The following is a 12,983-nucleotide window of genomic DNA, read 5'->3' on the forward strand; positions in this document are numbered from 1 at the left end:
CCGGATGTCTGAAGACGCTACAGCTTTAGCCCACGCGAAAACGCGGGCACGAATCTGCAAGCGCCGCCGGGACACCCCGCCCGTGGACGTTTTCTTCGGTGTCGCGGCAGGTCTCCTGGCTCGCAGGTCGCCGTTGTTCCCGTGTCTTCCCAATGCGATGCCGCATCAGTGACGTAAGATTCGGGAGCAACTCACTGCTTACAGTTGCGGGGGCAGCGCCGGATTTTCGCGCTTTCGCGCGATCACCGGCTTCCCTCTTAGCCACCATGTGTTGGGCCATGGCGGACCGTGACGGCTATATCTCGTGTTATTCGGATGCGGCTGTCAATGGGGCGAGCGGGCGATGTGCAAGAATTTCGGCGACGGAACCCTATGGCTGTGAACAACGATCACAACGCACCGGTGAATGTCGTCGAGTTGACGTGCCTGCCGCGTTGCCGATAAGTGGACCCGTCGTGGTTCTTCGGGAGACGTTCTTCCGAAGCTAAGAGGGAAGCCGGTGCGGCCGAAAAGCCAAAGCCGGAGCTGCCCCCGCAACTGTAAGCAGCGAGCCGCTGTCCAACAAAGTCACTGAGACCTCGCAAGGTTTCGGGAAGGCCGGACAGCAGCATTGACCCGCGAGCCAGGAGACCTGCCTCGACAACATACACGTCCTCGGGCGGGGTGTCCCGGTGGTGCGGTTGCGATTTTCCGCGCGCGCTCTGCCGTCCGCGAAAAATCCAGACGTGTCACTTCGGCCTTTGCCCCCAACTTTTGGGGTTAAGCCATGTCTTCTTCCAAAGCTACGTCTTCTTCCACCATCTCCACTTCTTCACTTTCCGTTGCCTCCCTCGGCACGCCGCGCATCGGTCCGCGCCGCGAGCTGAAATTCGCGCTGGAGAGTTTCTGGTCGGGCGCAACCGACGAGAAGGCGCTGATCGAAACCGGCGTCGGCCTTCGCGCCGCCAACTGGGCGCGCCAGAAAAAGCTCGGCGTCAGCGTGATCCCGTCGAACGATTTCTCGTTCTACGACCAGGTGCTCGACACATCAGTGATGATAGGCGCAATCCCGGAGATCTATCGCTGGAACGGCGGGCCGGTCTCGCTTGCGACTTACTTCGCGATGGCCCGCGGCGCGCAAGGCAAGGCGCATGAGGCGAGCTGCGGCCATGCCCATCACGGACATGGCGCCACGCACGGCGTGCCGGCGCTCGAGATGACAAAATGGTTCGACACCAACTACCACTACATGGTGCCCGAACTGGCGAAGGATCAGCAGTTCACTCTCGCCTCGCGCAAGCCGATCGAGGAATACGAGGAAGCCAAGGCGCTGGGCTATCAAACCCGCCCCGTGCTGGTCGGCCCCGTCACGTTTCTCAAACTCGCCAAGAGCAAGGATGCCGGTTTCAATCCGCTGTCCCTGCTTGATCGCTTGATGCCGGTTTACGTCGAGGTTCTCCGCGAACTTGCCTACCGGGGCGCGGAATGGGTGCAGATCGACGAGCCGTGTCTGGTGCTCGACCTCGACATCGTCGCCCAGCAGGCGCTGCATTATGCCTATGCGGAGATCGCGAGCGCCGTACCGCAGCTCAGGATCATGCTGACGACCTATTTTGGCGGGCTCGGCGCCAACCGCGACACCGCGCTATCCCTGCCCGTCGCCGGCCTGCATCTCGACCTCGTGCGCGCGCCGGAGCAGATCGACGAGCTTGCCGGCTTCCCTGATGACCGCGTGCTGTCGCTCGGAATCATCGATGGCCGTAACATCTGGCGCGCGGATTTGAGCCGGCTTCTCGACCGGCTCGAGCCCGTGATCGCCAAACTTGGCAAGCATCGCGTGCAGATCGCCCCCTCCTGTTCGCTGCTGCATGTCCCTATCGATCTGGCACTGGAGACCGGGCTCGATCCCGAAATCAAGAGCTGGCTGGCGTTTTCGATACAAAAGCTCGAAGAACTGGCCACGCTCGGAACGGCACTCGCCGATGACCGCAGAGCAGTCGAAGCCAGCCTGAAGGCATCGGATCAGGCGGCGACCTCCCGCAAGGCGTCGCCGCGCATTCACGATGCGAAGGTAGCGGCACGCGTTGCCAGCATCGATGAACCGATGCGCTTCCGCGCCAGCATCTTCGCTGAACGCGCCACCGTCCAGCGCGAGCGCTTCAACCTGCCGGCGTTCCCGACCACGACCATCGGCTCGTTCCCGCAAACCGCCGACGTCAGGAACGCCCGCTCCGCGCACGCCAGGGGCGCCCTGACGGATGAAGCCTACAAGCTCTACCTGCAGAACCAGACCGCCCGCACCGTGCGCTGGCAGGAAAATATCGGGCTGGACGTGCTTGTGCATGGCGAATTCGAGCGCAACGACATGGTGCAGTATTTCGGCGAACAGCTGGCGGGCTTTGCCTTCACTACGCACGGCTGGGTGCAATCCTACGGATCGCGCTACGTTCGCCCGCCTGTGCTGTTCGGCGACGTCTCTCGCCCGAAGCCGATGACGGTCGAGTGGTGGCAATACGCCCAGTCGCTGACGACAAAGCCGATGAAGGCGATGCTCACCGGCCCAGTCACCATTCTGAACTGGTCGTTCGTCCGCGACGACATTCCGCGCAGCGAAGCCTGCCGGCAGATCGCGCTCGCGATCCGCGACGAGGTTACCGATCTCGAAGCTGCCGGCGCCGGCATGATCCAGATCGACGAGGCAGCGCTGCGGGAGGGTCTGCCGCTGCGCAAGTCCGAATGGAAGGTTTATCTCGATTGGGCCGTCGACGCCTTCCGCCTCTGTTCGTCCGGCGTGCGCGACGAAACGCAGATCCACACCCACATGTGCTACTCGGAGTTCAACGACATTATCGGCGCGATCGGCGCGATGGACGCCGACGTGATCTCGATCGAGACCTCGCGCTCGAAGATGGAGCTGCTCGATGCGTTCAGGGATTACCGCTATCCGAACGAAATCGGCCCCGGAGTCTACGACATCCATTCGCCGCGCGTCCCCGAGATCGGCGAGATGACCGGCCTGCTGAAGCTGGCGCGAGAACGGCTCTCCGACACCCAGATCTGGATCAATCCGGATTGCGGATTGAAAACGCGCAAATGGGAGGAGGTCCGACCCGCGCTCGCCAATATGGTCGCCGCCGCCCGCGAATTGCGGGCGATGGCGTAACGTTACCGGTCGGCGACGGGTAAGCTTGTGTAGGGTGGGCAAAGGCGCACTTTTGCGCCGTGCCCACCATCTTTCCGAGATCGTCGGTTTGAATGGTGGGCACGCTTCGCTTTGCCCACCCTACGGCCCGTTTTGATTGCTGCAAGCAACATGAGGAGACCGCAATGCGCTTCTGGATTCAATGCACGAAATTCGAGACGGGGCGACCCATTCACATCAATATTGCGCTCGTCGGCAGCATGTCGCGCGACGGGGAGCGCACCGTGCTCACCTTTGTCGGCGGCGATGGGCAGACCATCGAGGTGACGGAGACGCCGGAACACATTCTGGCTGTACACCTCGGGGCACCAGCCGCGGCGCCATGACGGTTCGAAATCAATCCCGGTCAGCTCGTGAACGGGACGCCTACCTTCTGGTCGTGGGGTCGTTCCGGACGATCTTGAGAAAATGCTCGCAAGCATCATCTTCGGTAAGCAAATTGCCGGAGTTCGTTCTTGTTTCCTCGCTCGTAATAGTAGACGGCCCAGGTGTCCCCATCCCGTTTGAGGCGATATTGCTCTTCTGTCGCCTCGACGCCGTCGATGCTCACGGCTCGGCGCTGCACGCCGAGCGCTGCAAGAGCGCGCCGCAATTCAGGGATTTTCATCCGACGGTCACCCCATCCTCAATGGTCATCGCTCAAATCCATCCCCGTCAGCACTTCGCAGAACGACGAGGTCAGCGACATAAAAAAAACGCGGCGTCTCCGCCGCGTTTCTGGTTCAGATGTAATCCGCTTACGCCTGGGGCTGCGGCTCCAGACCCGGGTCCGGATCGGGACGCGGGCGCGGCTTGCCGGCCGGGGGTACGGCGGAAGCGCGTGGCGTGCTCGGCTCCAAGACCGACTCGCGGTTGGGCTTCTTGCCCTTCAACAAATCGATGATCTCGTCGCCGCTCAGCGTCTCGAATTCGAGCAGGCCCTTGGCCAGCGTCTCGAGGTCCTCGCGCTTCTCGGTGAGGATCTTGGTGGCCTCGTTGTAGCCTTCCTCGACCAGCCGCTTGATCTCCTTGTCGATCTTCTGGACGGTGGCTTCCGAGGCATTCTGCGTGCGCGACACCGACATGCCCAAAAACACCTCGTCCTGGTTTTCGCCGTAGGACACGGTGCCGAGCTCTTCCGACAGGCCCCAGCGCGTTACCATCATGCGCGCCAGACGCGTCGCCTGCTCGATGTCGGAGGCCGCGCCCGAGGTGACCTTCTCGCGGCCGAAGATCAGTTCTTCCGCGACGCGGCCGCCCATCATGATGGCGAGGCGCGAGGTCATCTGCTCGAGCGACATCGACAGCTTGTCGCGTTCGGGCAACTGCATCACCATGCCGAGCGCGCGGCCGCGCGGAATGATCGTCGCCTTGTGGATCGGATCGGTCGCGACGACGTTCAGGCCGACGATGGCGTGGCCGCCCTCGTGATAGGCCGTCAGCAATTTCTCTTCCTCGGTCATGACGAGCGACTTGCGCTCGGCGCCCATCATCACCTTGTCCTTGGCCTCTTCGAACTCGGCCTGCGTCACCATCCGCTTGTTGCGGCGGGCAGCCGTCAGCGCGGCCTCGTTGACGAGGTTCATCAGGTCAGCGCCGGAGAAGCCCGGCGTGCCGCGTGCGATGGTCTTGAGGTTGATATCGGGCGCCAGCGGCACCTTGCGCACGTGCACTTTCAGGATCTGCTCGCGGCCGACGACGTCCGGGTTCGGCACCACCACCTGGCGGTCGAAACGGCCGGGACGCAGCAGCGCGGGATCCAGCACGTCGGGCCGGTTGGTCGCGGCGATCAGGATCACGCCTTCATTGGCTTCAAAACCGTCCATCTCGACCAGCAACTGGTTGAGCGTCTGTTCGCGCTCGTCATTGCCGCCGCCCAAGCCCGCGCCGCGATGACGGCCGACCGCGTCGATTTCATCGATGAAGATGATGCAGGGCGCATTCTTCTTGGCCTGCTCGAACATGTCACGGACGCGGCTCGCGCCGACGCCGACGAACATTTCGACGAAGTCAGAACCGGAAATGGTGAAGAACGGCACGTTGGCTTCGCCCGCGACCGCACGCGCGATGAGCGTCTTGCCGGTGCCGGGAGGGCCGACCAGCAGCACGCCGCGCGGAATCCGTCCGCCGAGGCGCTGGAATTTTCCGGGATCGCGCAGGAATTCGACGATCTCCTGCAGGTCCTGCTTCGCTTCGTCGACGCCAGCGACGTCTTCGAAAGTGACGCGGCCATGGGCCTCCGTCAGCATCTTGGCGCGCGACTTGCCAAAGCCCATCGCCTTGCCGGCGCCGCCCTGCATCTGGCGGGACAGGAAGATCCAGACGCCGATCAGCGCGATGAAGGGCAGCCAGGAAACGAGCAGCGACACGAACCACGGCACGTTATCGCCGGGCGGCTTGGCGGTGATCGAGACCTTGCCGTCATAGAGACGCTTCACCAGCGTCGGATCATTCGGCGCATAGGTCTGGAACGAGGAGCCGTTGGTAAAGGTGCCGTGGATTTCCGGCCCCTGGATCACGACGTCGCGCACGCGGTTCTGATCGACCTCGCTCAACAACTGCGAAAACGTGATGTCCTGCGAAGACGTGCGCTGACCCGGATTCTGGAAAAGCGTGAACAATGCCAACAGCAGCAAGACAATGATGACCCAGAGGGCGAAGTTGCGCAGATTGGCGTTCATTGATCTTCCTTCGTGGTCGCGCGGATCGCGGCCCTATGTCCTTGGTAGTAACCCTAGAATATTCCTTGGGTAGTGAGGCGAGAATCCCCGGTCCACTGCACCCAATCTAGGTGGCGCCCGGGTCAATGCCAAGGGAACCACACGGGACTATTTAACGCATCTTAACGCGATTCCCGGTCAAAAAATGGCGCAAAAGGCCAGTGTTTTTCCGGGGTGGTTAAGGCTCTTCGTCCCGATATTGCGGATATTGGGAGATAGGAACGCTTCTCACGCCCGGCTACCCCGCGGCGGCGCTGCATCGACATAAATTCGGCCTCCGGTAAGGCTGATTGCGGCCCCGGCAAGCGTCTGTTTCAGTCTTGATTGCTTTTGGCCGTTCGCAATGGCGTTGTCCAGCACTGCCAGCAGCGCCTCGACCTTGCCGAGTTCCGCGGGTCCTTCGTGACCGGCCCGGTCAATCGCGCGCTTGAGCAGCCGAAGCCGGATTTCCTCGGGCAGACCGGCAAACGCCTGGGCATCGAACCCGAAGCGCGTGGCATCATCACGATCTCTCACCGCGAGATAGCGCTCGGCGCCGTCGGCCAGCACTTCAATCGCGGCATTCGCCCGCGCCAGCCTTGATGCCAGCCGCGCGAGATTTCGGCTGTCGCCGCCCTCCTCTGCCAAAGCCGGCATCAATGCACGCAGCCGCGGCCGCGTGAAGCTCACGTCACGATTGGTGGGATCGTCGGCAAAGGCGATCTTTGCCTTGTCCAGCGTCGCGACGAGCCGGGACTTCGGGATGTCCAGCAACGGGCGCGCCAGCCACACGCCCTCGCGCTCGGACTCGCGCGCCATCGCCGCGAGACCGGCGATGCCGCTGCCGCGCAGCATCCGCATCAACAATGTCTCGGCCTGATCGTCGCGGGTATGCGCGGTGAGGATGTGCGTCGCGCCGCTCGCCCGCGCAGCTTTCGCCAGCAGGCGATAGCGCGCCTCCCGCGCTGCGGCCGGCAATCCGGTTTTCGGCTTGGTGCCGGTCCAGCGCAGCGTGCGATGGGGCAGATCAAGCGAGCGCGCGAGGCGCTTGACGTCGCGCGCCTCGCGCGCGGCCTCGGGCCGCAAGCCATGATCGACAGTGACGGCGATCAACCGCGGCCCGCGCGAGAGCGCACGGCGCCAGCGGGCGGCAAGCCACATGAGGGCAAGGGAATCGGGCCCGCCGGACACCGCCAGCACGAGCGCGGGCGCGGCCTTCCAGTGCGCGAACAGCTCTTTCGCTTGCTGTACCGAGATCGGCGCGTGGTCGTCGTCAGGCATGGCATCGCCAGTCTACTCGAGACCGATGGCGGCCTCGACCGGCTTCCGCTTTAGCACTTAACCCGCTTTTGCTCACGATCGACGGCGGCTTTGACACCGGCAGATGCGCGCGGATACTTCCGCGTCACTTCGCCGAGCGCCGCGCAGGCGGCTTCCTTTTCCTTCAGCGCCGCCAGCGACTGGCCGAGCCGCAAGAGCGCGTCTGGCGCCTTGCCTGATTTGTCGAACTTGGTGGTTACGCCGAGGAAGGCTTCGGCGGCGTCGCGATATTGCTGGCGCTGGAAATGGCTTTCGCCGAGCCAGTATTGCGCATCCCCAATCAGCGGATCGCTCGGATATTTCTGCGCAAAGTTCTTCATGGTCTCTTCGGCCAGCGCATAATCCTTGCGCTGCATGTAGCCGATGCCGAGATCGAACTCGTCCTTCGGCGTGGCCGAGGGCGGCAATGGGGTCAGCGCGGCGCTGGCGCCGGGCCCCGGGCCGCGCGGCGGCGGTGCGGCTGCAGCGGGCGGCGGCAAGGCGCCACCGGGATCGCGCGGACCGCCGAGATTGATCGGCTCACCGGGTCCGCGTCCGCCGGGCGCGCCGACCGAAGCTTCATTCGAGATCGGCAATTGGCCGCCGCCGAGCGCACGCGGCGCACCGGGAGCGCTGGGATTCTGGCTGGGGTCGAACGCATCGCCGCGGCGGCGGCCGCCGACCGCCGGGGCTCCCGGCTCCTGCGCGATGGGCGCCGGCGAGGCGATCTGCGGTTGCCGGTCATAGCCGGGTTGGGCCTGCGGATAGCCCTGCGGCTGGCGAGCCCCCTGCTGCGGATAGGCTTGTTGGGGATAGCCCTGTTGCTGCGGCGGGCCGGGCTGAACTGGAGGCGGCGCTGCAGCCACATTGGGCTGCGCACCCTGGGGCTGGCCGCCCGCCGCGGGCGGCGCGGCGCCGAGCTGGCGCAGCCGCTCCTCAAGCTGGCGGTTGCGGTATTGCAGTTCCTCGTTCTGGCCGGTCAGTTGCCGGAGCTGATTTTCCAGCCGCTGGATCCGCATCTCCAGGTCGGCGTCGTCGGACTGCGCCTGGACTTGCGGGGGTCCTTGCGGGGAACGCTCCCACGGGAACGTGATCTGTGCGACCGAGGGCTGCACAGACAAAGTGAGCATCGCGGCAATCGCCGCGGCGCCGGCAGCATTGAGGAATCTGGATGACATTTTGCCCTGACGACGAAAATCACGTGTCAAACGAAAGCAGAACACATTGAGAGAGGGAGTACGCCAGAATTGTGACTGGCCGTTCCGATTCGCCTCGCCGAATTCCGGTATGGTTTAGTATCCGCTTCAAGACAAGCCGCCCGACGCGGCCGACCGTTCACAAATCGAGGGAGACCCGCCGATGCACGTGTCCGTGAACGGGGTGCGGCTGTTCTTCGACGTGGAGGGCGCGAAATTCGTCCCCGACGGCCCGGTAATGCGGGAAATGCCGGTTGTGCTGATGCTCCATGGCGGTCCAGGCTTCGACCACTCGATCTACCGGCCGGCTTATTCCGCCCTGTCCGATATCGCCCAGATCATCTACCTCGACCACCGCGGCAACGGCCGCAGCGAGGACGGCCCGCGCGAGCGCTGGACCTTGGCGCAATGGGACGACGACGTGCACGCGTTCTGCGACGTCCTTGGCATCGCTAATCCGATCGTCTTGGGCGCGTCGTTCGGCGGCATCCTGCGCCGCCCAAAATAAAGCCGGCGCCCGAAGGCGCCGGCTTTGAAACTCTGCGGAAGGCCTGACGGCTCAGGCGCCGGCGTTCAGCACCGTGACGGCGCGGCGGTTCTGCGACCAGCAGGAGATGTCGTTACAGACCGCCACCGGGCGTTCCTTGCCGTAGGAGATCGTGCGCATCCGGTTCGGGTCGATGCCGCGCGAGGCGAGATAGCTGCGCACCGATTGGGCGCGGCGTGCGCCGAGCGCGATGTTGTACTCGCGGGTGCCGCGCTCGTCGGCATGGCCTTCGATGGTGAAGGAGTAGCGGTTGTAGGTCTGCAGCCACTGCGCCTGCTTCTCCAGCGTGGCGATCGCCTGCGGGCTCAGATCGGTCTGGTCGCTCTCGAAGAACACGCGGTCGCCGACATTAACCACGAAATCCTGCTGGCTACCCGGGCTTGCCGCGCTGGCCATCGCGCCATCGGCGCCGACGTTGTTCTTGGCGCAGGCGCCCATCGACAGCGCCACAGCGACCACAGCCGCCAGCTTCCATCCCTGGAGGATACGCATCTGGTATTTCATTCCGGAGCCTCCAACGCTCACGTTTTTCGACTGTTATCTGGTCTACAGGTCGATGGTTAAGCAAACATTCCGTCAACCTTGATGGAACCTTGCCAGACCCGATCAAATGCCGACAAACCGTGAAAAGCGACCGCGATAGTTAATGGTTTGTAAATGTGGCGCGAGGGTGAAGGCAAGCGCGCAGGGGCCGAAATCACCGGATTTGCGGTGTTTAGGCCACGGTGACCCAGGAATGACAAGGCGCGGAATTCGGATAGGAGCCTATGGGGCCGGATGGTCTGGTCCGTCGTTGTCCGGCCGGTTCAGGAAATCGGAACGATCGAGGCCTGCTCGAAGGATCTGGCGACCCCGCGCGGCGAGGAATGGCGCTCACCGGCGCGCTGGAACAGCATCCGCCGCTCGACGGACGTCGAACGCATGATGGGAAAACGGGTCATGACCTTTTCCCGCACGGCCCGGTAATCGGACGCCATCAATGCCACCTTGGGCAAGAAGCCCGGAAACGAACGCGGCTCGGCGATGACCTCGGACATGAAGACCCGGCGATAGAACGCCTGGTGCTCGGCACGAACGAGCGCGAGCCCGGTATCGGCGTTGAAATGCTCGCATGCCATATAGGCCAGCCGCACCGTCAGATAGGGAAGGTCAGGGAACCGCCTCGCCTTGTCGGGAAGCGCAGCAAGACGAAGCGGATCGATGAAAACTTCACCTTGATCGAGGCGCGGGTGAAGAACATCGCCGAACAAGTCGGCCGAACCGGAAATCCGACATTCTGACGTCACGACGTTGAGGCGGATAGAACTACAGAGTTCTCCGTCAACATAGATTCCGAACATCCAGGCGTTGGGGGCGTCGTCGTAATGATCGCTGACGCGCTCAGACTCTGACGGCGCGGTTACTCCGCCATGCAGATAGGCTTTGTAACGCATCAAATAGATGCAATCTTTTTCCTCGGGAGTTTCCATGAGTCGATAATCGACCCGATCGGACAACCCTGACTCCGGCCCAAAGAGCGAAGTGCGCGGTTCGGCTCCGGCCTTCATCTGTACTCCTAACCTTCCACAACAACTTCCACGAGTGCGAAAGATTAACGGCTCCTTAACAAAATTGCAAAGGCTTAGACACGTTAGGGTTAACCCTTGCAACCCGCAAAGCCGGGGGTAGCCGTGTCGAGAGCACGAACAGGGGGATTGATTGCTGAAGTCAGGCGATCGATCGCGAAGAAACAGCAATGAGCTGGTCGTCAGGCATGCGGCGACCGTGCGACGCATTGAGCAACTGCCGGACGCGCACGGCCGGGACCGGCGGGCTGAACAGATAGCCCTGCGCTTCCGTTACCGCCCCGTCGGCGCTGATCAATTCGAGTTGCTCGTTGGTCTCGATGCCCTCGACCACGACCGACATTCCAAGATCGGCTGACAGCCGCGCCACGCCGCGCAGCAGCGTCAGCGGACGGTCGCTATCGATCCCTTCCAGGAAGGAGCGGTCGATCTTCACCTTCTGCAATGGGAAGTTGTGCAGATAACTGAGGCTCGAATAGCCGGTGCCGAAATCGTCGAGCGAGATCCGCACGCCGAGCGAATGCAATTGCGACAGCACGTCGTGGGTCAACTGCGTGTTACGCAGCAGCGAGGATTCGGTGATCTCGATTTCGAGCCGGTTCGCCGGCAGGCCGGAGACCTCGAGTGCATAGCGGACTTCGCTCAGCACGTCGCGTTGATGGAACTGCTGCGGCGAGAAGTTGACGGCAACGCTGACGGCGTCGGGCCATTTCATGCATTCCATGCAGGCCTTGCGCAAAATCCAGCGGCCGAGATCGACGATCAGGCCCATGTCCTCGGCGATTGGAATGATATCGGTCGGCGAAACCGTGCCGCGGACTGGATGATTCCAGCGTATTAGCGCCTCGCAGGTCGATATCCGGCCCGACTTGAGGTTGACCAGCGGTTGGAAGAACAGCTCGAACTCCTCGTTGGCCAACGCCTTGCGCAGGTCCAGTTCGAGGATGCGGCGGGACTCGACGATTTGCGCCATCTCCTCCCGGAAGAAGCAGAAGGTGCCGCGGCCGTCGGCCTTGGCGCGATAGAGCGCCATGTCGGCATTCTTGAGCAGTGTGTCGGCGCTGACGCCGCGCGAGCTCATGGCAATGCCGACGCTGGCGCCGATCTCGACCAGATGGTTGTCGATCTTGTAGCGCTCGCTCAGGCGATCGACGATGCGCCGCGCGAGACCGGCGGCGTCGTCGGGGGACTGGATGTTCTGCTGGAACACCACGAACTCATCGCCGCCGAAGCGCGCCACGAAATCCTCGGGCCGCAGCATCTCGCGCAGGCGAGCGGCCACCGCGCACAGCAACTGGTCGCCGCAGGGATGGCCGAGCGTGTCATTGACCTGCTTGAACTGGTCGAGGTCGACGAACAGCAGCGCCGACAACTGTTCGGCGCCCTGCTGGGCTGCCAGAAGATGTCCGATCTCGTCGCGGAAATTGACGCGGTTGGGGAGCTCGGTGAGTTCGTCGTAGCGGGCCAGATGGCTGATCTTGGCTTCGGAGTTGCGCCGCTCGGTAATGTCTTCCAGGAGCACCACTGCGCCGCCGCCGGCCATCGGCTGGAAGGTCCACGATAGCGAACGATTTCTGGTGATGTCGGGGTCGGCGGTGATGACGTCCTTGGCCTGTGAATTCTCGATTTCGGCGAGGATCATTTGTCCACTCGCCGCCGAGATCGATCCGGCAATCACGCAGGCGGCGATGATGTCGGGCGCGCTCGCGCCCTGCTGCATGAGATCTTCGGACAGATCCATCATTTCGCAGAAGCGGTGATTCATCACCGCAAGCTGTCCGTCGCCGCGGAACATGCACAGACCGTGGGGCATGTTGTTCAACGCGGTATCGAACTGTCCGGCGAGCGCCGCCTCGCGCTCGCGCGCCAGAAGCGCCCGCAAGAATATGCCGTGCAAATTGGCCGACATCTGCATGACAACGATAAGGAATGCAGCGGTGATGACCGACATCGCGACGTAATAGGGCGTGCCACGCAGCGCCAGCGCGATCACGGTTGGACCGAAGGCAAGTGCAGCCTGCAACTGGAATGTCCATTGCCGTCCATAGGCCCTGCCTGCGCCTCCCGATAAGACCCCCGTAATGACGGACAAACAAATCATATGGGCGACGGCATCGTCGCTGCTCAGCATGGTGACGGCGCCCCATATGCCGATTGCAGCGGCCTGGATAATGGCCCCGATCTGATACCGCTTTTTCCACCGCTCAGCTTCGTCGGCCGTCAGGTTCGCTTTACACGCTTGGTACCGTTGCAAATCGAAAGCCCGGATGGCACCAGCCAACAGCAGAAGCCCGACGCACGCCCAGATCAGATTTTCGCCGGTCTTCAGCGCCGTCAGGCTCGCCGCGACGGCCAGGAAGAAGATGCCGACGTGCACCGGACCTTGAGTTTCGAACAGCGAATCGATCAGCGCCGCCGCAATCTTCGGCGATATCTGTCGCTGATCCGGCTCTCCGCTCTGATTTGCGAGCTGCATATTCGGGGCACGCGTCCTGTTAGGGGTGCGTAGTTCTACCC

General features: G+C 63.0%; 11 protein-coding genes and 2 riboswitches. Of the genes, 4 read left to right on the forward strand and 7 right to left on the reverse strand.

Annotated features, from left to right (window positions below; genetic code table 11):
- Positions 1-88 precede the first annotated feature (88 nt).
- Positions 89-306: riboswitch (cobalamin riboswitch) on the reverse strand.
- Positions 307-439: 133 nt separating this feature from the next.
- Positions 440-653, forward strand: a riboswitch (cobalamin riboswitch).
- Between the two features lie 113 nt (positions 654-766).
- Positions 767-3,142 (forward strand): 5-methyltetrahydropteroyltriglutamate--homocysteine S-methyltransferase, encoded by a 2,376-nt coding sequence (metE, locus tag V1277_RS10035; protein WP_334416030.1) that lies wholly within the window; start codon positions 767-769, stop codon positions 3,140-3,142.
- A 164-nt stretch (positions 3,143-3,306) separates the two neighbouring features.
- Positions 3,307-3,507, forward strand: coding sequence for a hypothetical protein (locus V1277_RS10040; RefSeq protein WP_334416031.1), 201 nt, complete (start codon positions 3,307-3,309; stop codon positions 3,505-3,507).
- A gap of 95 nt (positions 3,508-3,602) precedes the next feature.
- Here V1277_RS10040 and V1277_RS10045 read toward each other — a convergent pair whose 3' ends face one another.
- The 4 genes from V1277_RS10045 to ybgF all read right to left on the reverse strand — a co-directional run bounded on the left by V1277_RS10045 (position 3,603) and on the right by ybgF (position 8,336).
- The gene (locus V1277_RS10045) at positions 3,603-3,788 is read right to left on the reverse strand and encodes a hypothetical protein (RefSeq protein ID WP_334416032.1); all 186 of its coding nucleotides are present in this window, start codon (positions 3,786-3,788) and stop codon (positions 3,603-3,605) included.
- Positions 3,789-3,918: 130 nt separating this feature from the next.
- Positions 3,919-5,841, reverse strand: coding sequence for an ATP-dependent zinc metalloprotease FtsH (ftsH, locus tag V1277_RS10050; RefSeq protein WP_334372821.1), 1,923 nt, complete (start codon positions 5,839-5,841; stop codon positions 3,919-3,921).
- Positions 5,842-6,108: 267 nt separating this feature from the next.
- Positions 6,109-7,140: a tRNA lysidine(34) synthetase TilS gene (tilS, locus tag V1277_RS10055; protein WP_334372819.1), complete on the reverse strand. Its 1,032-nt coding sequence runs from the start codon at positions 7,138-7,140 to the stop codon at positions 6,109-6,111.
- 50 nt (positions 7,141-7,190) lie between these two features.
- A complete protein-coding gene (ybgF, locus tag V1277_RS10060; protein WP_334416034.1) occupies positions 7,191-8,336 on the reverse strand; it encodes a tol-pal system protein YbgF in 1,146 nt (381 codons plus the stop codon).
- A 181-nt stretch (positions 8,337-8,517) separates the two neighbouring features.
- Here ybgF and V1277_RS10065 point away from each other — a divergent pair, with 181 nt between their 5' ends.
- Positions 8,518-8,862, forward strand: coding sequence for an alpha/beta fold hydrolase (locus V1277_RS10065; protein WP_334416035.1), 345 nt, complete (start codon positions 8,518-8,520; stop codon positions 8,860-8,862).
- Between the two features lie 51 nt (positions 8,863-8,913).
- On the opposite strand, the gene pal is transcribed toward V1277_RS10065, so the two are convergent.
- The 3 genes from pal to V1277_RS10080 all read right to left on the reverse strand — a co-directional run bounded on the left by pal (position 8,914) and on the right by V1277_RS10080 (position 12,489).
- Positions 8,914-9,405, reverse strand: a complete 492-nt coding sequence (gene pal / locus V1277_RS10070) for a peptidoglycan-associated lipoprotein Pal (protein ID WP_028351332.1) — start codon at positions 9,403-9,405, stop codon at positions 8,914-8,916.
- A 302-nt stretch (positions 9,406-9,707) separates the two neighbouring features.
- Positions 9,708-10,448, reverse strand: a complete 741-nt coding sequence (locus tag V1277_RS10075; RefSeq protein WP_334372816.1) for an N-acyl amino acid synthase FeeM domain-containing protein — start codon at positions 10,446-10,448, stop codon at positions 9,708-9,710.
- Positions 10,449-10,608: 160 nt separating this feature from the next.
- Positions 10,609-12,489, reverse strand: a complete 1,881-nt coding sequence (locus V1277_RS10080; RefSeq protein WP_334416036.1) for a putative bifunctional diguanylate cyclase/phosphodiesterase — start codon at positions 12,487-12,489, stop codon at positions 10,609-10,611.
- 78 nt (positions 12,490-12,567) lie between these two features.
- Here V1277_RS10080 and V1277_RS10085 point away from each other — a divergent pair, with 78 nt between their 5' ends.
- Positions 12,568-12,975: a hypothetical protein gene (locus V1277_RS10085; RefSeq protein ID WP_334416037.1), complete on the forward strand. Its 408-nt coding sequence runs from the start codon at positions 12,568-12,570 to the stop codon at positions 12,973-12,975.
- Positions 12,976-12,983 lie beyond the last annotated feature (8 nt).

It is taken from the genome of Bradyrhizobium sp. AZCC 1588, assembly GCF_036924735.1.
Lineage (GTDB): Bacteria > Pseudomonadota > Alphaproteobacteria > Rhizobiales > Xanthobacteraceae > Bradyrhizobium.